Genomic DNA, 23,320 nt, shown 5'->3' with positions numbered 1-23,320 from the left:
TCGCTCAACGACTATCAAAAAGAAGCTCAACGGCATCGTGCTCTTTAGCGCGCTGAGCCTGGCGGCTGTGCTCGCCGTGTCGCTGTTTCTCTTTGCCAACTTTGGCATCAACAGCGCGCGCTACAACAGGATCATGCTGCGCAAGACGGCGCTGGCCGAAATCGAGCCTGCCTCGCTGTTCATCGTTGAGCCGTACGCCGCGTTGTTTGCGATTACCATGACCAACGACGCTGCCGAGATCAAAAAGCAGATCGGCGAATACAAACAGCTCGAAGCGCATTACAACAATCGCAAAGCCTATTGGCTCGAGACGCTTTTTGAAGGGCCGACGAAGAACGCTATGCGCGAGGGGATATTCCCCACGGCGGATCAACTGCTGAAGACGGCCGACGAGAAATTTCTTCACGTCGCCGAGCAAGGCGATCACGAGCAAGCACGAGAGATCTTCGCCTCAGAGTTGCAGCCCCTGTTCGAAGCGCACCAGGCCGCGATCGAGCGGACGGTCAAAGTTGGCCATGACATGACGCACCTCGAACAGAGTGACGCCGAGGCCAAGGTTCGCTTCTGGTTGATCACCATGATCATCGTCAGCACCGCGTCGGTAGTGCTCGTAGCCTTTTTGGGTTGGGTCGTGGCGCGCAGCATCGTTCGCTCGACGGCGGCGCTCGTGACTCGCGTCAATGAAATGGCCAGTGGGGCCAGCGATCTTACGGCGCGGGTTCATGTCGATTCCGACGATGAACTGGGGCAACTGGCCACCGGCATCAACGGCATGATCGGCAAGATTCAGGCCGTGGTCGTGAAGGTCCGCGAGTCGAGCTTGCACCTCCTCTCGACCGCTTCGGAAATTGCGGCGACCGCCAAGCAACAGGAAAATACCGTGCAGGACCTGAGCAGCTCGACGACGGAAATCGCGGCGGCAGTCCGCCAGATTTCGGCCACCGGCAAGGAGCTGGCCGGCACGATGAGCGAAGTCAGCGGCCGCGCGCATCAGGCCGCCACCCTGGCTGGCGCCGGCCGGTCACGGCTGGGCGATATGGAATCGACCATGAGCCAGTTGATGGAATCCACGGCCTCGATCTCCACGAAGCTGGCCCTGATTCGCGAGAAGGCGGATAATATCAACGTCGTCGTGACCACGATCACCAAGGTGGCCGACCAGACGAATTTGCTCTCGATCAACGCCGCGATCGAGGCCGAAAAGGCGGGCGAATACGGCCGCGGCTTTCTGGTCGTGGCGCGCGAGATTCGCCGTTTGGCCGATCAGACCGCGGTGGCCACGCTCGATATCGAGAACATGGTTCGTCACATGCACGACGCCGTGTCGGCCGGGGTCATGCAAATGGACAAATTCAGTGAAGAGGTCCGCCACGGCGTCGAACGCGTCGGCGAGATCAACGTGCAAATCGGTCAGATCATCGAGGAAGTAGGCACCGTCAGCGATCGGTTCCAGTTGGTGAACGAAGGTGTTCACAACCAGTCGATCGGCGCCGAGCAGATCAACGAGGCCATGCTGACCGTGGCCAGCGGCACGAAGCAGACGGTGGCCTCGCTCGACGAGTTCAACACCGCCACCGCGCATTTGCGAGAAAGCGTCAAGACGCTCAACGAAGAAATCGCACAGTTCAAAACCTGACCGTGAAATGGTCGATGCTCGCTCTCTCCTTCCAGATCGATGACAGCCGGCTGGCGCTCGACGTTCGCCGCGTCAGCCTCGTCGTGCCGCGCGTGCCGCTGGAAAAAGTGGCGGGCGCGCCATCGTGGCTGGCAGGAGTGTTCGTTTATGCGCAGACGGTGGTGCCCGTCGTGGACGTTCATTGTCTGCTGGGGGCCGGGGCTTGTCCCGAGCAATTGAGCAGCCGCATCATCCTGGTCCCCTGGCCCGAGGCCGATTCCTCGCACCGTTGGCTGGGATTGCTTGCCGCGCAGGTTTCGGGAATCCGCGACCTGCCAGAGACGGCAAGCGTTGCAGAGAATGCGGCTGAACGCGCGGAATGGGGCAAGCCGGTCCTCGATGGTGGCAAGATCATCCGGCTCGTGGATCTCGAGCGTCTGCTATCGCCCTCCATGCGCGAACAATTGGCCGGAGTATTCGCCGCATGAGCCTGGACACCGTTACCGAACTGCTGCGCAAGCGCGTCGGGCTGGATGCCAGTTCGCTGGGCCCCACGGTGCTGCCGACGGTCGTGGCCGCGCGGCAACGCGCGCTGGGCATCGCCGACGCAGCCGCGTATGCGGCTCACGTGCAAAGCTCGCGGCAAGAACTCGAAGCCCTGGTACACGAGCTTATCGTGCCGGAAACGTGGTTCAATCGCGGTGGCACCCTCTTTTCCTACCTCGCTTCGCATATCCAGAAAGTCGCGGCGAACCGCCCGCCGACTCGGCCGTTTCGCGTGCTCAGCGCGCCGTGCAGCACCGGCGAAGAACCCTATTCCTTGGCCATCGCACTGGCCGAACTGGACGTGCCGCGCAAGCGGTGGCAGATCGACGCCTGTGACATCAACCCGCGGCATCTGGGGCGCGCCCGGGCGGGGCGCTATAGCGAGCTCGCGTTTCGTCAATTCGATCCGACGTTGCGCGCGAAATACTTTAAACCGGCCGAGGGCCGCGGCTGGCAGATCGATGACTCGATTCGTGAGATGGTTCAGTTCCGCCATGCCAACCTGGTTGATCCTCATCCGCTTCCCGGCGAAGCGCCTTACGATTTGATCTTCTGCCGCAACTTGCTGATCTACTTGCACGACGCGGCGCGCCGGCAACTGATCGACTCGCTGGTGCGGTTGCTCGCGCCCGACGGATGGATCGCCACGGGCCATGCCGAGCCGTTGAGCGCGCTCGACGAGCGTTTTTGCCAGACCGGCCCCGATCATTGCTTCTTATTTGCGCGGCAGACCCGGCCCGAGGCCGCGGACCCCGTCCAATCGCTCATCCCGGGTAAACGTGGCGGCGGGGCGACGACCGGTTCGCCAGATCCGTCGTCCGCTCCCGCAGCGGCGTCCCGCGGAAGGTCGGGTCGCCCCAAGTCCATTGCGGCCGCCAGACCGATCGCGAGCAAAACGCACCCAGCGGCGGACGACCCGCTGTCTGCTGGCCGCCTCCACGCTGATGCGGGCCGGCTCGACGAGGCCTGGGCCGCCTGCCAGGCGCAGCTCACTTCTGCAGGCCCTTCGGCGGAAGTGTTCACCCTGTTGGGCATCGTCGAGCAGGCGCGGCAAAACCTTGCCGCGGCGAGACAGTGCTTCGAAAAGGCGCTCTATCTCGATCCACAGCATGGCGACTCGCTTTTGCACTTGATGCTGCTGTGCCAGCAGCAAGGGGCGCACGATCAGGCGAACCTGCTGCGAGGACGCCTCGAGCGCGTCGGTCTGCGAGGTGACGCATGAGCACCGACAACCTGCGGTTGGCGACCATCGATGACTGCTGGAATCGCATCGGCGTGTGCGGCGATCGCAGCTGTCCGGAGCTGGCGCGATTCGTTCATTGCCATAACTGTCCGGTGTTTTCCACCGCCAGCGAGCGCTTGTTGGCCGCGCCGCCGCCGCCGGGTTACCTGGCCGAGGTAAAGGCACGGCTGGCCGCTCCGGCCGAGGCGGTCGTGCCCGACGCGCATAGTGCGCTTGTGTTCCGCATCGGCGACGAATGGCTGGCCCTGCCCGTCCAGGTGCTGGTCGAAGTCCATGCGCCGCGGCCTATCCACCGCATCCCGCACCGCGGAGGATTGCTGGCCGGACTGGTGAATATTCGCGGCGAATTGGAGCTTTGTGCCCGGCTGGGCCAGTTGCTGGCCATCACGGGCGCGGAAACGAAGCCCACGAGCAAGGAAGGTTCAACAGCGGTCACCGCAACGCAGGCGACTTCGGCGCGGCTTCTGGTTGTTCAATTTGATGGCGAACGCTGGGTGTTTCCGGTGGACGAGGTCGATCAAGTCCATCGGTTTCACGCCAGCGACCTGTCGACCGTGCCCGCGACGGTCGCTCGCTTCGGCGGCCGGATGTCGAGCGGACTCTTTGTGCAAAACGATCGGACGATCGGCTTCCTGAACACGGATCGATTGCGGCAAGCGCTCCGCACGAGAGTGATTACATGAGCCAGGGCGGTGAGTTCTCGCTGTTTGAGCTGTTCCAGGAAGAAGCCCGCGCGCATACCGTGGCGCTTAGCCAGGGGTTGCTCGAGTTGGAAACCGATGCGGCCAATCCGCGCCGCATCGAACCACTCATGCGCGCGGCGCACTCGATTAAGGGGGCCTCGCGCATCGTCGGCATCGACCTGGCCGTGAAGCTGGCACACGTCATGGAAGACGTTTTCGTGGCGGCTCAAGATGGCAATATCACGATCACCGCCGCCGATATCGATCAGTTGTTGCGCGGCACCGATTTGCTGGCCGAGCTGGCCACCGCCACCGAAGCGACGACCGGCGCCTGGCAGCAAACGCATGCGGACGAGATTGCCACGCTAGGCGAATATCTCGGCCAGGTCGCGCGCGGAGCGCGGCCACAGGTCGTGGCGCCGGCGCCTGCCGCGACGGCGGTCCAAGCGCCAACGCCGGCTGTCGTCCCTGCCACTGCTCCAGCGGCGGCTGTCCCCACAGGCGCGATTGCATCCTTCGATCGCAGTGCGGCGGCCACGGTGATTTCCTCGGTCGCGATTCCCGGCGAGCCGGTCCGTACGCCGGACGAGCCGACGATGTTTGACGTCTTTCGCGAGGAAGTGCGCAGCCACGCGCTCGCTGTCCAGCAAGGGCTGGCTGCGTATTTGACGCAGAATCTCGAGGCCGCGGCGTTGGAACCCCTGGTCGATGCCGCCCACGCCATTCGTGGGGCAGCGCGGTTGACGGGCATTGATCTGGCAGTGGCGCTCTCGGGCAGCCTGGAATCGCTACTCGCGCAGGCGCGGTCAGGAGGCGGCTCGCTCGGCGCCGAGCATTTGGTGCCCATTGCCGCGGCGCTGCGACTCTTCGCCGAGCTGGCCTCGCTCGACGAGGACGCGGCACCTGAATGGACCGAGCGCCACGCGGCTGAGGTGGCGACAGTCGTTCAACAATTGGAGGCCGCGCCGGCTTCGCCAGCAACAGTTCCCGCGAACGAGCCGGTGGCGACGCTCGCGCCCGCCACACTACGGACGGTCGTCGAAAAGGATGTCACGGGAACACCGCAACCTGCCGTTAGCGAAGCCGCCGCTATCGAAACTGTTGACGATACCGGGCCGGCGCCCGTTGCGGCGGTGGCACCCGCCGAAGCGGCCAGTGCCGTCGTGCGCGTGAGCGCGCAAAGCCTTAACCGTCTGATGGGGCTGGCCGGTGAATCGTTGGTGCAAGCGCGGTGGCTGCAGCCCTTCTCGACGGCTCTCCTAAAACTCAAGAAGCATCAGGACGACGTGGCCCTGCTGCTCGATAACCTGTCGCACGCACTGCCGGCGCGCGGTGCCGACGAAGACACGATTGGCCTGGTGAATCAGGCTCGGCAAGGCGCGGCCACTTGCCGGCACGTACTGGCCGAGCGGTTGTCCGCTTTCGACGATCATGCGGCCCAGGCCGAGGATCTCAACAGCCGGCTGTATCACGAAGTGATCGTCAGCCGCATGCGGCCTTTTGGCGACGGCGCGCACGGTTTTCCACGCCTGGTGCGCGACATGGCCCGACAGCTCGGCAAGCAAGTCCGCTTGGAGATCGACGGGCTGGAAGCGGACGTCGATCGCGACGTGCTGGAAAAGCTGGAAGCACCGCTGACGCATCTTTTGCGCAACGCCGTCGACCACGGCATCGAGATGCCTGATGTGCGCGAAGCGGCCGGCAAGTCACCGACCGGTCTTGTGAAGCTTGAGGTGCGGCATCGGGCCGGCATGCTGGCCATCACGATCGCCGACGACGGTCGCGGCCTGGACGTCGATCGTATCCGCCAGAAAATCGTCGAGCGCGGCCTGACGACCGCCGAGCTGAGCCAGGCGATGACGCCGGCCGAGGTGCTGGAATTCCTTTTCCTGCCCGGTTTCTCCACGGCCGAGAAAGTCACGGAATATTCAGGCCGCGGCGTGGGCTTGGACGTCGTACAGCAATCGGTGCGGCGCATCGGCGGTTCGGTGCGAATCACGACACGACCGGGCCAAGGCGCGACGTTCCATCTGCAGTTGCCGATCACGCTCTCGGTGTTGCGGGCCGTGATCGTCGAAATCGACGGCGAGCCGTACGCCTTTCCGCACAATCGCATTGATCGCCTGCTGCAAGTTCCGTCGGCTTCGCTGCGTTCGCTCGAGAATCGGCAATTTATCATGGTCGATGGCCAGAACGTCGGCGTGCTCCTGGCATCACAGGCATTGGGCCTGACGAGGCAGCCGCTGGAAAAGCAGGAATTCCTGGTTCTCTTGGTCAGCGATTCGACAGGACAGTATGGCCTGATCGTGGATGATTTTCGCGGCGAGCAGGACCTGGTCGTACGGCCGCTCGATCCGCGGCTTGGAAAAGTGCCGAACACGAGTGCGGCGGCGATTCTGGACGACGGCTCGCCCGTGCTGATCGCCGATGTTGAGGACCTCATACGCTCGCTGGACCGCCACATTCAAGGTGGCTCGCTCCAGCGTCAATCGCGCGCCGACACCTCGACCGGCCCGAAGAAGAAAGTGCTGGTCGTCGACGATTCGATCACCGTCCGGGAAGTCGAACGGCAGATCTTGCGCAGCCGCGGTTACGATGTGACCGTCGCCGTCGATGGGCAAGAAGGCTGGAACATGGTGCGCGCCGAACGGTTCGACCTGGTGATCTCGGATGTCGATATGCCGCGCATGAATGGCCTGGAGCTGGTCAAGCTGATTCGCGGCGAAGCGTCGCTGGCGGGACTGCCCGTGATCATCGTTTCGTACAAGGAACGGGCCGAGGACCGCCTGCGCGGCCTGGACGTGGGGGCCAATTACTACCTGACGAAAAGCAGCTTTCACGACGACACGTTCTTGCAGGCCGTGCGGGATTGTATCGGCGAGTCGGCGTAGACAAACGCCGCCTGATAAGATGAAATCAGCGGCACGCGGCGGGGAGCAAGCCGCGGTCATTTCTTCGAGTCGATATGCGCATCGCGATCGTTAATGACTTGGCATTGGCACGTGAGGTGTTGCGCCGCGCCGTGCTCTCGGTGCCGGCCTACACGATCGCCTGGACTGCCGAAAACGGCGAAGAGGCCGTAGCCCGGGCCGCGGCCGACTTGCCCGACATCATCTTGATGGACCTGGTGATGCCGGTCATGGATGGGGTCGAGGCCACGCGCCGCATCATGGCCGCCACGCCCTGCCCGATTCTGCTCGTAACTTCGAGCGTGACGGGCAACTTGAACCAGGTGTATGCGGCCATGGGTCATGGCGGGCTGGACGCGGTGAACACCCCCACCTTCGGGCCGGGAGGCGTCGTGCAAGATGCCGAGCCGATGCTTGCGCGGATCGCGAAGCTGGCGCGGAGCACGCAAATAAGCGCTTCGCGTGCTGGCGCCGACATGAGCGGCCCGCGTGCGGATATTTCCGCGGCACATGTAACGGCCGTGTCGCCGCCAGCGGCGGTCGGTGAGCTGCCGCCGCTAGTCATCCTGGGCGCGTCGACTGGTGGCCCCGAGGCCGCGGCGCAGGTGCTTTCGACGTTTCCCGCCGACTTTCCCGCGGCGGTCGTCATCGTGCAACACATCGCTGCCGATTTTGCTTCGGGGCTGGCACACTGGCTATCCACCCGCACCCGGTTACCCGTCGCTGTTGCCCGGGCGGGCGAGGAGCCGCGCGCGGGCGCGGTGGCGCTTGCCGCCACGAATGATCATCTCCTGTTGCGCGCGAATCGACGATTTCAGTATTCCGCGGAGCCCTTGGGAAATCCTTACCGGCCTTCCGTCGATGTCTTCTGCGAGAGCGCAGCGCGGCACTGGACGACGCCGGGAGTCGGCGGCATTTTGACCGGCATGGGAAGCGATGGCGGTCGCGGCATGCTCGCCCTGCAGCGCGCGGGCTGGCTGACGCTGGCCCAGGATCGCGAGACGTCGGTGGTCTACGGCATGCCAAAAGCGGCCGTCGACTTGTGCGCCGTAGCGCAGAGTTTGTCACTCTCGAAAATCGGACCAGAAATTGTTGGGCACATTCTGTCGTTGAAGCGGCCTCGCGCCGCGCGATGAAGCGGATGCGTCGAAGGAACCAGGTTCGCTTGCTGCGGGTGCGGCCATGCTTTCGATTCTGCGTGAGATCGACCGACGTGATCGCGTCCTGTCGCGATTGGGCTGGTTTCAGGTGGCGCTACTCGCGCTCATGCTCCTGGCGATGCCGCTGGACCAGCGCACGATCCTGGGCCTGAACCCATGGATCAAGCCGGCCAAGTTTGCTGCGTCGATCGCGATCTACGTGTGGACGCTGGCCTGGTTCCTGCCGTATCTATCGGGCCCGGCCTGGGCCAAGGGGCTGATCCGCTGGGGAACCGTCGTGACGATGATTACCGAGATCGTGTGCATCGCCGGGCAGTCGTTGCGCGGAACGCCGTCGCATTTCAACAATACCTCGGCCTTCAATAGCGCGGTCTTCGGGATCATGGGATCGATGATCCTGTTCAGCACGGGGCTCGACGTATTGCTACTTGTTCTGTTTTTCCGTCGCCACATTATGTTGCCTGCGCCCTATTTGTGGGGAATACGGACGGGAATCGCGGGCGTGATTCTGGCCGCCGGCATCGGATTATTGATGGTGGCCCGAGACGCCCATTCCGTCGGTGGCCCCGACGGCGGACCTGGGCTGCCGGTCTTGAACTGGAACACGCAACACGGCGACCTGCGGCCGGCGCATGCCGTGGCTTTGCACGCGCTGCAAATCCTGCCGCTGGCGGGCTTTCTCGTCAGCCGCTTCCGGGCGCAGGCGCCGGTGTCCGTGCAACTGGCGACGTTCGGCGCGTGCTTGCTGGTGTATGCAACCATCACCGGATTGCTGCTCAACCAGGCGCTGGAGGGGCGGCCGCTGCTCCGCCGAACGCTGGTGGAGAGCAAGTTTACGGCGCGGCAATCGTAATCGGCCGCGACACCGTTTCGGTCTCGATGCGCTCGGTGACCGGGCCGAACAGATCGACGTCGAACGCGCGGCCGACGGCGTTGCCGGCCAGATCTTCGAGGGTGGTTTCCACGACCAGTTCATAATCGCCGGCCGGCCACGGCTGCTCGGGCGTGAACTGCCAGCGCGTTTCCGCCAGACTGATTTCGACGGTTCCTGCTACCGCCTCGCCTGCGGCTGTCGTCACGTGCAGCAATCGCTGCAAAAGGGAATGGTCGAGCGGTTCGGGAAAAGTGACCGCGAGCGGATCTCGCGAAGCAGCCGGCGGGGGGACAAGCTTCCAGGTGCTAATATCGATCGGCGTCTGATCGACTTCCTCTACATGAAACGGCTTCCGCAAACCGGCGGCGAGGGGCTGGCCTTGCGCATCGTGCCAGTCGGCATCGATAACCAATGTGTAGTCGCGACCCGCCGTGAGCACGGAGCCCAGCTCTTCGCGCGGCACCAGGCCGCGTTTCACGCGCCCCGGGTCGAACAAGAGCGTGAAGCGCTGCATGGCGGGATCCCACAGCTCTTCACCCAGCTCAAGAAAGACGGCCGGAAGCTCATGCCCGTCAGCGTCGAGCAGGTGTACGCGCTCGTAGGCCTCGCCACGACTCATCGGTGCCGAGAAATGCACATAGAACTTCAGATGGTTTTCGGGCAGACGATCCGCCGTCGGGTAGACGTGCGCGATTTGCGTCGCGGGCCCCTCAGGACGCGCCAGAGAAAATGACACGATGCCCGGCGTCGCACCGGCATCCCCAGCATTGCCGAGCGCCGCGCGGTCGATGCGGACGCAATAATGCAATCCGCTACGGAACGGATAGCGCGGGCTGAACCGTAACGCATTGCCGACGACGGTTGCCGTGCCCGCGATCGCCGGCAAGTCATCGGTCGGGGCCTTGCCCACGAAAACTTGCAGCGTGGCGCCGCGCTGCGCTTCATCGAGCGCGGCGAAGGCCTGCAGCTCGCTCGCCGGGAGTCCGATCAAGTCGAAACTCGCTGTCTCGCCATCGTCGGATTCAACGAGCTGCACGCGCAGTGCGCCGTGGCGATCATCCACGCTACCGATATTCGTCACGGCGGACTGCGACGGCTTTTGCGTGTCGCAGCCCACCATGACGACCAGCACCACCAGCATCAGCGTGGTGGAACGAATGCCTTGTAACGCTTGCATGGGGGGCAGAGCTACGGCAAGTCGATGGCCTTTAGCGCCAACGATCCGCCGTCGTTGCGCACCAGCAACATGGCATGGTTCTTGTCGAGGCGATCGAGTTGATCGACTTTCTTGTATTCCTCGATCGTCGTGTACGGCAAGCCGGCCGTGTCGGGAATGCGCTCCGTGATGCCCTCCGACTTGTCGACCGAGGCCAGGTCGACCTTGATCAGACCGCGGGCGCTATTCGACATCAGGATCCAATCCTTGCCGTCCTTGTTGTACACGACCATATCGAGCGGGCGATTATGGTTGCCCAGCTCGGCGACCGTCGTTCCCTTGACCTTCGATCCGGGCTTCAAGTCGGCCACGGGAAACTTGACGAGCGGGGTGCAGGTGTAAGCGGCCAGCACGTTCGGTTGGCCGGCGATATCGAAGACGGCGAACGTGCGGACCGGCGCCTTGGTTTCGAACTTGCCGTGCGAGCCGTGATAGATTTCGATGCTCGTACCCTTATCGACCGCGGCGAACGGGAAGGGAATCACGCGCAGTTGCGACGCGAATTCTTCGTTCGACAATCCGGCCACCAGCACCTGGCCGTTCGTGAACTGCAGGTCGGTGGTGACATCCTGGCGCTGCTTGTCTTGTTGCGGCGCGTTGGGAATCTCGGCCGAGGAAAACATCACATCCGTGAGCGGAAATTCGGTCAGCTTGCCCGCCGAATCTACGCGCAGGATCACGGGCTTGGCCTCGGGGCCGCGGCCGCGCGAGACGGTGAGAAACGTGCTTCCCGTCTCGGGATTGACGGCCATGTCGTTGATCAAGATGTCGGCCGTTGCCGCGCCGAGCAGTGCCGCAACTTTTTCATCGACGCGATCGAGCACGACCGGCTGGGCGGGTGTGCCACTCGAGGTATCTCCCGTGGCGATGGCGAAGATCTTTGCTCCCTGCGTGTCGCCGACGAGAAGGATTCCTTCCGGTGCAAAAGTGGCTGGGCCCGCCGATTTCAGTGCCGGCGTTCCCTTCTTCATGCCCGAGGTCAGGCTGGCTGCCGAGGCCGGGGCGCATATTCCGAGTGCGAGCAGGCCGACGGTGAGAACGTGAAAATGTTTCGCCATGACAATTGCTCCTCGTGGTTTACGAGCGTTCCCGAACCAGCACGCTCTCGAAGAATCGAATCGCTAGTGAGCAGAAGTTCTGCGGACGGATTTTCGGCTCTTGGCATTCGTGTCCAAGACAGACAGTAAGCGCTGAGTGTAGCTCTCCGGCATGGCGCCGTCCACAATCGAGCGCATTCAGCGGCGGATTGCCCGTGGGCGTTACAAATCCTACAGCTCGCGGATGCGGATATTGCGCCAGCGCACTTCCAGCGGCTCGCCACGACTGCCTACCCCGTGCACCTGCAGCGCGATAAACCCTTTGGGGGTCATGTTGTCTTTCAAGTCGGCCGCGGGTACGTCGTTGAGCCAGGTGCGAATCGAATCGCCGCGACACACGACCCGCACTTTGTTCCAGTCGTTTTGGCGAAAAGCCTGGCGGGCCGGCTGGTTGTCTTTCAAATCGTTCAGCCAGCCGCGCCGCCCCTCGTCGTAGATGCCGGCACTCCACGCGCGGTCCGAGGGATCGATCTCGACCTGGTAGCCGTGTACCCGGCCGGCGGGAATCTTGATGGTCTTTTCCGCGGTTTTGACTTCCGTCGGTTCGTCGAAGCATTGGCTGCGGATTTGGATGCCGGAATTGAGCGTGGGATCGACCTTGAATTCCAGTTCCAGCTCGAAATCGCCGTAATCGCGCGCGGTACAAAGAAAGGAATTGCTGGTGTTCGGGACGCTCGTGCCAACGACTTCTCCGTTTTCGGCGCGATATTTCGCCTTGCCGCCGCGCTGCACCCAGCCGTCGAGCGAATTGCCCTGCACCAAAGGTTGCCAGTCTGGTTCCGCGGCCAGCATCTCGCTCGCGAAGAACATGGCGATAGCAAAACTGGCAAACCGGGCGAGACGTCGCTGCGGCATAAGATCTATTCCCATCTATCGGAAGTAACGGAAAGCGAGGAGTCCAGAGGCACGCCGAGGCGGCAAATCGTGCCAATTATCCCATCGCCGCCAGCCGCTCACAAGCAAGCGCCCGCCACTTCAGCGGCACCCGCCGCGGGGTACCCATGCCCAGTCGGCCACCTCTAGGCTAGAATTTGACGGATATGCGTCGCGGCGCGGGCGAGCAATCGTGTCCCCGCCAAGCGCGAATTAATTGTCGCTGGCGGCCGAGCGGCCGGCGCGCGGAAGAGACCCTCATGGGAATTTACGATCGCGAGTATTACCAGGAACAGCGTCCGGGCTTCGTTCTGGGGGGTGGCGCCCGGACGATGGTCACGAACCTGATTCTGATCAACGTCGCGGTTTACATTCTGGATTTATTCACCGACGGCTCGCTGCGCGAGAATCTGTCGCTGCGGCCCGATTTGTTCCGGCACCCGTGGAACGCCTGGCAATTGCTCACCGCCGGGTTCATTCACTCGTACGACATGTGGCACATTCTGGTGAACATGCTCGTGCTGTTTTTCTTCGGGCGCGATGTCGAAGCGATCTACGGTCGGATGGAGTTTCTGCGCATTTACCTGTCGCTCGTTGTCCTGTCCTCGTTGGCGTGGGTCGTTTCGCAAACGATTTGGGATCGTCATGCCGCGGCCATGATGGGTGCCTCGGGCGCGGTGATGGGCATCATGGTTCTCTACATCCTGCACTTCCCGCGGCGGATGATTTACATCTGGGGAGTTTTTCCGGTGCCGGCCTGGGCGCTGGGAATCCTGTATGTCGGCTCGGACTTCATGGGCTTTGTCGGACCGCAACACCGTGGCGCCGGTCCTCGCGTGGCTTATGAAACGCACCTCGCTGGTGCGGCCTTCGCCGCTCTCTACTATTACTTGCACATCAATCTGGGGCAGTTGCTGCCGAGTGGCGGTTTTCGAGGCTGGCGACCGCGGCCGCGCCTGCGCGTACACGACCCAAGGCCCGAGGGGAGCGAACGATTGGACGATCGCGTCGATGCGATCCTCGACAAGGTCTCGCGCGAGGGGATCGACAGCCTATCGGCCAGCGAGCGGCAGATGCTGGAAGACGCCAGCCGCCGCTATCAGCGCCGCCGCTCGTAAGAATTCTACGAAGCGCGATTTTGCGACTTACCGCTGCCGCACCTTGATGCCCGGCTTGCCGACCCCTTCGGCCACGGCGTTCGGTTTACCTGGCGCCGCTGACAAATACGCAAACAGGTCGGCGATCTCTTCCAAGGTCAGCGTGTTGAACAAGCCCTCAGGCATGGCCGATTTCTGGCTGGGGAAGATCTGATCGATCTCGTTCTTGGGAACGGTCACTTTCTCGCCGTTCGATTGCAGCACGACCACGGCCCCGACGCCGGCCTCGCCCACGATGCCGGTAAACTGCATGCCGCGTTCGGTCTGCACCGTCTTCGAGGCGTATTGATCCGAGATCACGTGCGAAGGATGGATCACGGATTCGACGATTTCGCGCCGCTGGAAGCGCTGACTGACGGTCGACAGGTCAGGGCCGATGCCGTCGCCTCGATTCCCGAAGCGATGGCATTTGACGCATTGCGCCTTGTCGAACACGGCCAGGCCGCGCTCGCGATCGCCTGCTTGGCCTTCGGCGCTGGCGAGGAAAGTAACGATCTCGTCCACGGTCCATCGGTTTTCGGCCGTTTCCTTCGGAAGTGTGGCGGCCGGCTGATCAGGATATTGATTCTGAAACCATTCCTGCCAGGCGCCCATGGTCGCTTCCCACGAACCGCCACCGCCGGCCTGCTGGCCGGTCCATTTGGTCAATAGTTCCGACGCCTGCGCCGATCCGTTCTCACCCAGGCGGAGGCCGCACAGGATCACCTGGCGAATCGGCTCGGGCTGCTCGGGCTTGCGGTCCACCTTCGTCAATTGCGCAAGAACCTCGCGGGCCAAGCCGCCTTCGACAACCGGCAAGGCGCGCAGAAGGTACGGCCAGTTCTCACCGTCTGGATGTTGGGCCAGGCCAATGGCCAGGTCCTGGCGGCGATTGGGCTCGGCTTCGAAACGTTCGCGCAGATAGGCCATGGCCCGTGGCGTCGCACTGCGCGCCAGCACGGCCACGATACCGAGGCGCAGCTTCTGCGCGGCCGGTTGCTCCAGCGGTTGCAAGCGGGCGTCGAGCTGAATCAATTGTTCGAGCTGTTCGCTGCTCAGATTCTCCGGCATCAGGCTGAGTGTCGTTAGCGCCGCGGTCGGAGCATGCTCGCCGCGGGCGAGCACGAGCATCCGTTCTTCCTCGCTGAATTTAGTAAAGAAGTCACGGCCGAAGTTGTCCAGATACAACCCATAGCTGTGGCCGCCGGGCAGATCGCGGCTCTTTTCGTAGAACTCCAAAAGCGCCATTTTCTGGTCCGTGGTCCAGCCCGACTCCAGGAAGCGGGCGTGTGTCGCGGCCTGGATCTTCTCCGGCATGGGGGCGTTCGATTCCAGTTCTTCCAGCAACCGCGGAATGATCGCGGATTGCTGCAAATGGACCAGCAGCCGCAACAGCTCCCGATTGATCGTGTAATCGCGCGAGGGATACTCGCGTTCCAATTGCCTGGCGACTTCCGGAACGTCGTCGACCTTGAGTTGACCGCGGTGCATGGCAATTTGCATCAGCCGCAGCAAATCGATGAAGTCGGGATCGCTCACGTACCCCTTCATCCATTCCCCACAGCGGATCACGATCACCCGAGCGAGATTCGGGTCCGAGTCGAGCGCGGCCAGCGCTGCCCCACCCACCAGGAACACACGTAGTTCCTTCGTGTTCAGCACTTCGTCCTGCCATGTATCCCGCGGTGCCTGTTGCAACGCGCGGCTCGCCGCGGTGGCCACATAGCGATGTGGGCTGGCGGCCAACTTCAACAATTTGTCTGTTGGCGCATCGCCGTGGCTGCGCACGATTGCTTCGCACGCGGTGCGCTGCACCGTCGGATCAGGATCGCTCAGCAAACCAGCAAGCGCTGGCCCAGTTTTTTCATCGGCATGCAAACCCATCAAGAAAGCGACCTTGGCGCGAATCTCTGGGCTGCGATCGCGCGACAGCTTCACGAGCAATTCACCCGTCGGGAACGGCCCGAGCAACTGCATCAGGTCAAGCGCTCGCGCGCGATCCTCCGGCTTGTTCTTGACGTTCTCGGCGATACCGATCAGCTCGCGATCCCACTTCGAGCCGAGCTTCTGTTGGATGGTGGCGACCCGTTGTCGGCCCCAAGCGCTATCGAACTGCGGCTGGTAGATGGCTTCGACGGCGCCCGGCGTTGCCGGACGCGGCGGAATCTTACCTGTCCAGACGACGCGGTAGACGCCGCCGTCGGTGCCGCGGCCGCCGGTGCAGAAATAGAGCCAGCCGTCCGGACCGACCTCGATGTCGGTGACGTTCAGCGGGCGACCTTCGAGGAAGACTTCGCTCTTCGCCTCGTAGCTGCCGCGCCCGGGCGTCATCCTGATCGCCAGAATTCGTCCCTGCGACCAATCGCAGGCAAAGAGCGCGTTGTGATACCGCGCCGGCATCGTGTAGTGGTTGTAGACGACCATGCCCGTCGGCGAGCCGCGTCCGACGTTCAACGTCGCCGGCAGACCGTCGTAGAAGTACTCGGGCCAGTTGGCCCAGCCGCTGCGCCAGCCGAATTCTCCCCCCGCGGTAATGTGGTTGATGCGCGTGGGTCGGTACCAGGGCAAGCCTTCGTCCCACTCCATATCCGAATCGAAGGTGAACAGATCGCCCTGCCGATTGAAGGCCAGGTCATAAGCATTGCGGAAGCCGCCGGCGAACGTCTGCACGAAGCTTCCCTCGGTATCGGTTCGCAGCACGACGCCGCCCGGCGCCTTGATGCCCACGGCGTGTCCGCCGGCATCCTCGTAGCGGGGTTGCACCAGGTCGCCTTCGTACCAGTGATGGTGCGGGCCGCCACCTTCCTCGGGCGAAGTGCAGGCTGTGTGATTGCCGATCATCAAATAGATCAAGCCGTCGGGCCCTAGTACCACGGCGTGCGGGCCGTGCTCGTGCATTTCGCCCTTGAACTTCAGAAGCAGCTTGACGGTATCGGCCTGGCGATCCTGATTCTCATCGGTCAGACGATACAGGCCGATCCCCTCGGGTCCTTCGCCCACGGCAAACACGTTGCCATTGAGCGGCAGGATGCCCTGAACGGTCTTGATCTGATCGCAATAGGTGTTCACCGTATCGGGCACGCCGTCCTGATCGTTGTCGGTAATGATCAATAGCGGGCCGCCTTCGCGCGAGGCGAGCATTTCGCCGAACTCGTTGAACGACATGGCGATCAACGAGCCCGTATCGTCGGCCTTCAAGACGCGCTCGACGCGGAACTCGGGCGCGATGGTGAAACGCGCGATTTGCGCGCCGTCGGATGCCGTGACTTTGTTCCCCCACGGGGCCGCGTGACCGAACTCACCCAATACTTGCGGGAGCGGCCAGGCGGCGTCATCGAAGCCGGGCTTTTCCCAGCCCACGGTTTCGTGATCGCTGGTTCGCCATGTGGCGTCGGTCGAATGCGAAACGTCGGTGCTTCCTTTTTGTCGCACCGTGATCCGCGCCACGAGGCCGGCGCTACCCGGCGTGGTGTTCTCGGCGGCGACGGCGATCGTGTTTGGACCGGACACGAGGAATCGCTGAATATCGAAGCTCTTCAGCTTTTGCCATTCGGTGCCTGAGCCAACGAGCCGTCCATTGACGTACAGGTCGAAGCGATCATCGCAAGTGATTTGTACTTTTCCCTGCTCGACGTCGCCCATCGTGAACGACTTGCGGAAGTAGCAGCGCTCGTTGGGGATTTGATCCTTGGCGTTCTTCGCCGACCAGATCCATTGCGGCTCGCCGGCGTCGACTTTGATTTTCAAAGTGTTCTGGGCGCGCAGCTCGTGTCGAGCGCCAATCAGCCCGCACACGACGAGCGTGAGGAATGCGAATTTCGCGACCGCTTGGGCAGGCGAAGGCATGGCAAGTCATCCATGACGAGGAAAGATTGTCGCGCGCCGGCCGCTTTTTCCTACGGCCGACCGCGCGATGAACTGCACCGTGTACACTTCCAACCGATCAGCACCGCGTGACTTCCAGATCGCGTAATCACGCTGAGGTGCTTCTTCGGGGCGCGTCCCGAACCCGCTTGTGCCGCGGCGACGAACTCCTTTTCGCGCGGCAACTTCGGGATTTGCGGCGGTAGGTTACCAGGAATTGTGAATTTGGATCAACGTCGGTTGGCGGCGTGGACTGCGAAGCGCGAAAACAACCGACCCGCCAGCAGCTAGCATCCGACGGCCACCTGCTGGCCGGAAACTCGCGCTGATCGGCAAAGTTTGCCAATTTCCCTCAACCCGCGGGGGCCGCTACGTCGATATTCACGGCGACCTCGGGCTGCCCGGCCAACGGCGCCGCCTGCGAATGGGGTAGCGAGTCTTGTTCCGTGGCCTTTGGGCTACGACGTATCAAGCGGGAGACAAACGTGACCAAGCGACGCATTTTTCCGATTGCTTTTCTCTTGCTTGCGATCGGCTGCTGGCAGTCGATGTTCGTGCGCGGCGCCCGCTCGGCCGATGACGGGCGGTATTCGGGGACACCCGCCGCTCCGGCCATTCGCAATCCGTTTGTCGACTCTGCCGAGCCGGCGACCGTGACCACGTCCGCAACCAAGGGCGCCGAAACGAAAATGGCATCTGCTCCGCGGGCCGAGACTCGACCTTCGGACCGCATGGCAAGCGCGCCTGTGCTGGAACCCATGCGGCCGCGGAGGGTGAACCCGCAACTTGCCGGCAACGATGAACGCAGCGATGCCGAGACGCCTCCGCAACAGCCGGAAATGAAGACCAGGTTCGGCGACCGACAGCGCACGCGCGCCGCCAGGCCGGATCGTTATGCGCAACGACTTCAATATCCGGGGCGCGAAGAGTCGGTGGCAGTTCAGCCGGTCTCCGAACCCGAACCACTCCAAGCAGTGCAGCCGGCAAGCGAAGAAGCGGCGCCGTCGACAGACGCCATCATTCCGGTCTCGCACAACGAACCGTTGTCCGAAACCACCGCGGCGCCCGAGGCGGCGCCGGAACCAGAACCGGAATCGCCAGTGGAGCAGCTTGCTACTCCACCGACGAATGAACCCACGCCGGCCGAGCCGGAAGTGGCCGATCGCCCTGTGACGGCCCTCGAGCCACGCCCGCTGCCCGAAACTGCCGACATGCCCGTCGCAGAAGGCGAACAGCGCGGCGGTGTGACGTTGCAGTGGATCACGCCCAGCGCCGTGTCGGTCGATCAAGAAGCCACTTGTCAGCTTACGGTGCGCAACGTGAGCGATGCCATCGCGAGGTTCGTCGTCGTCGACGTGCAATTGCCGGCGGGCGTCGAATTCGGCATGGCCGAACCGAAGGCCGCGGCCAACGGGCGGCGGTTGACCTGGGAATTCGGCGACATGCCGCCGGGCAGCTCGCAGCGCGCCCAAATCACGTTCACGCCGCGCGAACAAGGTGATGTCACGCCGCAGGCCGCGGTGACTTTCACACGACACGTCGCCGCCACGATTCAGATTGTCGAGCCGCAACTGGCACTCGCTATCGAAGGCCCGCGCGAGTCGATCGTCGGCCAGCCGACGCCTTACCAGTTTCGCGTTACGAACAAGGGAACCGGCGCAGCGGTGGGTGTGAGTATCGACGTGGCGCCGGCCGACGGGCTGGAGATCGCCAACGGGTCGCAAGCGCACTATTCCATCGGCACGCTCTCGCCTGGCGAATCGCGCCACGTGCAAGTCATGATGTCGGGCGAGCGGCCGGGCGATTGCACGCTGCACGGCCAGGCTTCGATCGACAAGCGTCCGATGGACAAGGCCTCCTGCTCGGTGCGCATTACGCAGCCCGCTCTGTCCGTCGCGATGGAAGGACCGAAATTGCGATTCGTTGATCGTCGCGCGGCTTACACGATTACCGTGCAGAACCCGGGTCCGGCGCCGATCGATAATGTGCAACTGATGGAAAAGGTGCCGGACGGCTTCCGCTTCGTCGAGGCCAGCTCGGGCGGAAATTACGATCGCAACATCCGGCAAGTTGCCTGGTTCGTCGGGCGCTTGGAAGCCAACGAAACGGCCACCGTGGGCGTGCAGTTGATCGCGACCGAGGCCGGCGACCACCGGTTGAACGCCGCCGCGAAAGCCGACTGCGGCGTGGTGGGCGAAGCGGAAACGACCACGCGCGTCAAAGGTGCTCCGCACGTGGCGATCGACGTCAGCGAGGACGATGATCCCGTGGAAATCGATGGCGAGACGATCTATCGCGTCCGGCTGTCGAACATGGGTTCGACGCCGGCTCGCCGCGTGCAGTTCGCGGCCGAGGTGCCTCGCGAGATGGAAATCCTGGAAACCAGCGGACCGGCCACGGCCCTGATCAAAGGGCAGCAGCTCGTGTTCCCGCCGGTTGCCGTGCTCGAACCGGGCCAGAGCACCAACTACGACGTCCACGTCCGCTGCAAAAAGGCGGGGCAGGTTCGCTTCAAAGCCTACTTCCGCAGCGAAGACGCCCCCGATCCGGTGCTGGAAGAAGAGACCACGCGGATTTATGCGGATTAGCGCGAGCGGTTGATGCGGCGCGACGAAAGCAGCAGAGGCGGGCAAGCCCGCCGGCAAAATGAGAAACGGTCGAGAGACCGCCGACTGCGAAGCCGCTGCTTGGAAACGCAGCGATGAACAAATAGAAGGGCCGTTCTTCACCGCCCGGGTGCGGTGGAGGACGGCCCGCTTTATTTGCATGATCGCGCCGCGGTTGCGGCGCGGTTCTTTGACGGGGCCGTTAGCGGAATCGCTGTACGCCCGTGTTAGGCTGCCAGCTGTGAGCCGCGCCGGTCAGGTCTGCCCGCGCCGGCACCGGCTGCGGCGCCGCGGACGTCTGCGTCCCCGGGGGTGCGATGCGCTTTGCCGTCTGGGTACGCCGCTCGGCGGCCAACTGGCGCAACAAGTCCTGCGAGGCCCGATCGACGACCACGATCTCGCTCATCGCGTGCGGATCCTTGAGCGGCTTGATGATGCAGATCACCTCGGCGTCGCCCGACGTGCCGCGCACCTTTTCCAGCACCGATTGCTCGGCGGGTGTCAGAGGAGCGCCCATCGCTGGGCCACCGATGGGGCCACGCGGATCGTCCGAGCTGGTCGGCACGACGCGCGGCACCGCGCTGTTCATGTTCGTAACCGGCATGCTCTGGGCCATAGCGGTCGGCTCAGGACGGTTCGGCTGAGCGGCGACGGGTGCAGCCATCATCTCGGTCAGGCCTTTGCGGGCGATCTCGCCATGAATCGAGCCGAGCCCCGCGTACAGCCCTTCGTTGTCGGTCGGGTCGGCCGCGTTGCACACGCCCACGAGCAGACCGGCCGCCGTGAACAAGCCACCGCCGCTGCGTCCTTCGACCGGCTGCCCCGCGACTTGAATATTGGGGGGCGGCAGGAACTTGTCGGTGCTTGTGACGTGGCTGTTGCGAACGCTTGGCTCGCGACCATTGTCGCAGCCGATGCTGAGAACCGGATCGCCAGTTTTGACCGAGTATCCCGGGGGCGCCAAGCGCGCGACCGTGACCGGTACGCCGGGTCGGAAGCTGACGAGCCCGACGTCGCGCTTCAGATCGTAGCCGATGACCTGTCCGACGACGTTCTTCGGCGCGCCTGGGCCGAACATATCGACCGTGACCCGGCCTTGTCCTTTCGATTCGCGAAAGACGTGACCGCAGGTGAGCACGAGCGCTTCGCCTTCACGAGCGTCGATGATCGTGCCGGAGCCGACAGAGTTTCCGTCGGCATCCGCGATCCGCAAACGAACGCTCGAGGCCAGGCATTGCTGCGCGGCCCTGGTATTGATCGCCAGCGATGCGCCGGCCGCGGCCAAAGCGTCGCGATGCGGTCCCTGCGGCACGCTGGGTTGCGAGGTGATCAGGGGATCAGGGCTATGCACGCCCGGGAGCGGTCCATGGGGAGGCATGGCCGCCGGCGGCGCAAACGGTGCTGGCGCGCCGTTGTCAGGCGATTGTCCACGCACCGCAAAATCGGCGGGTGCGGGGGCCGGGTCCTCGGCGAAGGTCCGCGGGCGCCCTTGCACGGCGCTCGTCAATCGTGCCGGCGCTTGAGCCGGTGAGCGAGGGATGGCGCCGGCGGTCGAGCCGCGCTGGGCCAGGCTGAGCATCTGCTGCAAGCGCGCCTGGCCGACGTTGCCCACGGCGCGGTCCACTTCCTGGCCGTCGACGAGCATCACGAAACAGGGAATGGCGGTCACGTTGTAGCGCGCCACCAGGTCGCGCTGGCTGTCGTAATCGACTTTACGAATCGGATTGCCTTGTGCGGCCAAAGACTCGACGACCGGCGCCATTTGCCGGCAAGGTCCGCACCAACTGGCCGTGAAATCCAATAACTCGGTCTGCCCAGCCCCCGTCATTGCGAGACACGCCACGACGGCATGCAGATGCATAGATCCCTCCTTGGATCGTGCGGTTCGGGGCACGCGCGCAGCGTCGACATGCGGGGTCGGCGATGCAAAGCGAGCCAACTGCGCCAAAAGCAACCGGGAGATGGGTCCACAGGCGGGCGATCCCGTGATGGATCGCTGCACACCAGCGAGGGCAACCTCCTTGTCGCCGTCACACCGCCTTCGAACGTTTCGTCGTGACCAGTGTCCTTACTGGCAGCCAAGCGCGCGGTTGACGTGCCTGGTACGACGTCGGGTAAACGCTTCCGGCGGTCACTTGCGTACGTGACAAAGCGGCGACATCTTGCCCGCGTTTGGAAAATCTTACAAGGTCAACCGATTGCGGGTTCGGCCGAATTGCGCGAAAAACAGCGCACCCTGCGGCAGAAAACCGTCCGGCATCTCCTTGTTACGCGCGACGTCGCCCCCCGGCCACGAACGCGGCCGGGCTCTGTGCAGCTTCCGTACCACGGGCCGGTTGACGGTAAGCAGAAGTCGAAAAACCGCAGGAGTGTTCCAAAAAAATACGGCCTAAACCGCCGCACGGTCGCCCTTCGCGAGAGGGACGCCCGTTAGTATACAATGCCGCACACTCGAGCAGTAGCCAGTAGTCAGTAGCCAGTAGGCAGTGCAAGCACGCTACGCGGCGTGACAGACGTGTGCGATTGCATTTGAGCTGTAACAGCGGACGACCGTACCTATTTTTTTTCTGACTACTGATCACCGACTACTGACTACTATTCATGCGCCGCATCCTTGTTACCAGTGCTTTGCCTTACGCCAATGGCCACATTCACTTGGGCCATCTGGTCGAGTACATCCAGACCGATATCTGGGTGCGGTTCCAGCGGTTGCGCGGGGCGCGCGTCGTCTATATCTGTGCCGACGACACGCATGGCACGGCGATCATGATCCGGGCCCGGCAGGAAGGGCGCAGCGAAGAGGCCGTAATCGCCGACATGCAAGCAGCCCACCAGCGCGACTTTGCCGGCTTCGAGGTCGCCTTCGACCACTACGGCAGCACGCACAGTCCGGCCAACCGCGAACTGTGCGCGACGTTCTGGAAATCGCTCCGCGCGGCGGGCCTGGTCAGCGAGCGCCCCGTCTCGCAGCTTTACGATCCGAAGGCCGGCACGTTTCTAGCCGACCGGTTCGTCAAAGGTACCTGTCCGAAGTGCAAGTCGCCCGATCAATACGGCGATAGCTGCGATAAATGCGGCTCTACATATTCGCCGACTGAGCTCATCAACCCTGTGAGCACGCTGTCAGGGGCGACGCCCGAGCTGCGCTCGGCCGATCACTTGTTCATCAATACCGAACAAAAGCGACCGTTCCTCACCGATTGGACGCAGTCGGGCAATCACCTCCATCCGGATGTGGCGAAGTGGCTGGCCGCGGCCTTTTTGTCTGAACCGTTGCGTGATTGGGATGTGTCGCGGCCGGCGCCGTATTTCGGCTTCGAGATACCCGACTCGCCGGGCAATTACTGGTACGTGTGGTTCGACGCGCCGATCGGCTACATCGCGGCCAGCCGCGAGTGGTGCGACAAGCATGGTGAAAAGTTCGAGTCGTGGTGGCGCAGCGACGCCACCGAAGTGCATCATTTTATCGGCAAGGACATCACATACTTTCACACCTTG

At 63.3% G+C, this 23,320-nt stretch carries 15 protein-coding genes; 10 read left to right on the top strand and 5 right to left on the bottom strand.

Features of this window, described 5'->3' with window-relative positions:
- The 7 genes from VHD36_12245 to VHD36_12215 all read left to right on the top strand — a co-directional run.
- Window positions 1–1,636: methyl-accepting chemotaxis protein (locus VHD36_12245; protein ID HVU88080.1), on the top strand; the 1,636-nt coding region annotated here is incomplete at its 5' end.
- 14 nt (window positions 1,637–1,650) lie between these two features.
- Complete coding sequence (locus VHD36_12240; protein HVU88079.1) at window positions 1,651–2,103, top strand: chemotaxis protein CheW; 453 nt, start codon at window positions 1,651–1,653, stop codon at window positions 2,101–2,103.
- The gene (locus tag VHD36_12235) at window positions 2,100–3,383 is read left to right on the top strand and encodes a CheR family methyltransferase (protein ID HVU88078.1); all 1,284 of its coding nucleotides are present in this window, start codon (window positions 2,100–2,102) and stop codon (window positions 3,381–3,383) included. Before VHD36_12240 ends, VHD36_12235 begins: the two co-directional genes overlap by 4 nt.
- Window positions 3,380–4,087 carry a chemotaxis protein CheW gene (locus tag VHD36_12230; GenBank protein HVU88077.1) on the top strand — a complete coding sequence of 236 codons (708 nt, stop codon included), beginning with the start codon at window positions 3,380–3,382 and terminating at the stop codon, window positions 4,085–4,087. Before VHD36_12235 ends, VHD36_12230 begins: the two co-directional genes overlap by 4 nt.
- Window positions 4,084–6,978 carry a hybrid sensor histidine kinase/response regulator gene (locus VHD36_12225; GenBank protein ID HVU88076.1) on the top strand — a complete coding sequence of 965 codons (2,895 nt, stop codon included), beginning with the start codon at window positions 4,084–4,086 and terminating at the stop codon, window positions 6,976–6,978. Before VHD36_12230 ends, VHD36_12225 begins: the two co-directional genes overlap by 4 nt.
- A 74-nt stretch (window positions 6,979–7,052) precedes the next feature.
- On the top strand, window positions 7,053–8,132 hold the full coding sequence (cheB, locus tag VHD36_12220; GenBank protein ID HVU88075.1) for a chemotaxis-specific protein-glutamate methyltransferase CheB: 1,080 nt from the start codon (window positions 7,053–7,055) through the stop codon (window positions 8,130–8,132).
- A 46-nt stretch (window positions 8,133–8,178) separates the two neighbouring features.
- Window positions 8,179–9,009: a hypothetical protein gene (locus VHD36_12215; protein HVU88074.1), complete on the top strand. Its 831-nt coding sequence runs from the start codon at window positions 8,179–8,181 to the stop codon at window positions 9,007–9,009.
- Here VHD36_12215 and VHD36_12210 read toward each other — a convergent pair.
- The 3 genes from VHD36_12210 to VHD36_12200 all read right to left on the bottom strand — a co-directional run bounded on the left by VHD36_12210 (window position 8,990) and on the right by VHD36_12200 (window position 12,198).
- Window positions 8,990–10,207, bottom strand: coding sequence for an Ig-like domain-containing protein (locus VHD36_12210; protein ID HVU88073.1), 1,218 nt, complete (start codon window positions 10,205–10,207; stop codon window positions 8,990–8,992). The genes VHD36_12215 and VHD36_12210 overlap by 20 nt on opposite strands.
- Before the next feature lie 11 nt (window positions 10,208–10,218).
- On the bottom strand, window positions 10,219–11,304 hold the full coding sequence (locus tag VHD36_12205; GenBank protein ID HVU88072.1) for a hypothetical protein: 1,086 nt from the start codon (window positions 11,302–11,304) through the stop codon (window positions 10,219–10,221).
- Between the two features lie 210 nt (window positions 11,305–11,514).
- The gene (locus tag VHD36_12200; GenBank protein HVU88071.1) at window positions 11,515–12,198 is read right to left on the bottom strand and encodes a DUF1080 domain-containing protein; all 684 of its coding nucleotides are present in this window, start codon (window positions 12,196–12,198) and stop codon (window positions 11,515–11,517) included.
- Window positions 12,199–12,476: 278 nt separating this feature from the next.
- Between VHD36_12200 and VHD36_12195 the strand changes: the two genes are divergently transcribed.
- Window positions 12,477–13,334, top strand: a complete 858-nt coding sequence (locus VHD36_12195; protein ID HVU88070.1) for a rhomboid family intramembrane serine protease — start codon at window positions 12,477–12,479, stop codon at window positions 13,332–13,334.
- Between the two features lie 27 nt (window positions 13,335–13,361).
- Here VHD36_12195 and VHD36_12190 read toward each other — a convergent pair whose 3' ends face one another.
- Window positions 13,362–17,198 (bottom strand): HEAT repeat domain-containing protein, encoded by a 3,837-nt coding sequence (locus tag VHD36_12190; protein ID HVU88069.1) that lies wholly within the window; start codon window positions 17,196–17,198, stop codon window positions 13,362–13,364.
- Between the two features lie 503 nt (window positions 17,199–17,701).
- Here VHD36_12190 and VHD36_12185 point away from each other — a divergent pair.
- Window positions 17,702–19,804, top strand: coding sequence for a hypothetical protein (locus tag VHD36_12185; GenBank protein HVU88068.1), 2,103 nt, complete (start codon window positions 17,702–17,704; stop codon window positions 19,802–19,804).
- Between the two features lie 220 nt (window positions 19,805–20,024).
- Here the strand turns inward: VHD36_12185 and VHD36_12180 are convergent, their stop codons facing one another.
- Window positions 20,025–21,683 (bottom strand): trypsin-like peptidase domain-containing protein, encoded by a 1,659-nt coding sequence (locus VHD36_12180; GenBank protein ID HVU88067.1) that lies wholly within the window; start codon window positions 21,681–21,683, stop codon window positions 20,025–20,027.
- A 740-nt stretch (window positions 21,684–22,423) separates the two neighbouring features.
- Here VHD36_12180 and VHD36_12175 point away from each other — a divergent pair.
- Window positions 22,424–23,320, top strand: an 897-nt coding sequence (locus tag VHD36_12175; GenBank protein HVU88066.1) for a class I tRNA ligase family protein, incomplete at its 3' end; no start/stop codon positions are given.

This window comes from Pirellulales bacterium, assembly GCA_035546535.1.
In the GTDB taxonomy this organism is placed as follows: Bacteria; Planctomycetota; Planctomycetia; order Pirellulales; family JACPPG01; genus JACPPG01.
The sequence above is the reverse complement of the archived record's forward strand: the minus strand, read 5'-3'. Positions and strand labels throughout refer to the sequence as shown.

Excerpts from the sequence above, each read along its gene's own strand:
- VHD36_12205 (HVU88072.1), bottom strand. The coding sequence starts at position 11,304 with ATGGCGAAACATTTTCACGTTCTCACCGTCGGCCTGCTCGCACTCGGA.
- VHD36_12210 (HVU88073.1), bottom strand. The coding sequence starts at position 10,207 with ATGCAAGCGTTACAAGGCATTCGTTCCACCACGCTGATGCTGGTGGTG.
- VHD36_12200 (HVU88071.1), bottom strand. The coding sequence starts at position 12,198 with ATGCCGCAGCGACGTCTCGCCCGGTTTGCCAGTTTTGCTATCGCCATG.
- VHD36_12190 (HVU88069.1), bottom strand. The coding sequence starts at position 17,198 with ATGCCTTCGCCTGCCCAAGCGGTCGCGAAATTCGCATTCCTCACGCTC.
- VHD36_12180 (HVU88067.1), bottom strand. The coding sequence starts at position 21,683 with ATGCATCTGCATGCCGTCGTGGCGTGTCTCGCAATGACGGGGGCTGGG.
- VHD36_12230 (HVU88077.1), top strand. The coding sequence starts at position 3,380 with ATGAGCACCGACAACCTGCGGTTGGCGACCATCGATGACTGCTGGAAT.
- VHD36_12225 (HVU88076.1), top strand. The coding sequence starts at position 4,084 with ATGAGCCAGGGCGGTGAGTTCTCGCTGTTTGAGCTGTTCCAGGAAGAA.
- VHD36_12240 (HVU88079.1), top strand. The coding sequence starts at position 1,651 with ATGCTCGCTCTCTCCTTCCAGATCGATGACAGCCGGCTGGCGCTCGAC.
- VHD36_12235 (HVU88078.1), top strand. The coding sequence starts at position 2,100 with ATGAGCCTGGACACCGTTACCGAACTGCTGCGCAAGCGCGTCGGGCTG.
- VHD36_12215 (HVU88074.1), top strand. The coding sequence starts at position 8,179 with ATGCTTTCGATTCTGCGTGAGATCGACCGACGTGATCGCGTCCTGTCG.
- VHD36_12195 (HVU88070.1), top strand. The coding sequence starts at position 12,477 with ATGGGAATTTACGATCGCGAGTATTACCAGGAACAGCGTCCGGGCTTC.
- cheB (HVU88075.1), top strand. The coding sequence starts at position 7,053 with ATGCGCATCGCGATCGTTAATGACTTGGCATTGGCACGTGAGGTGTTG.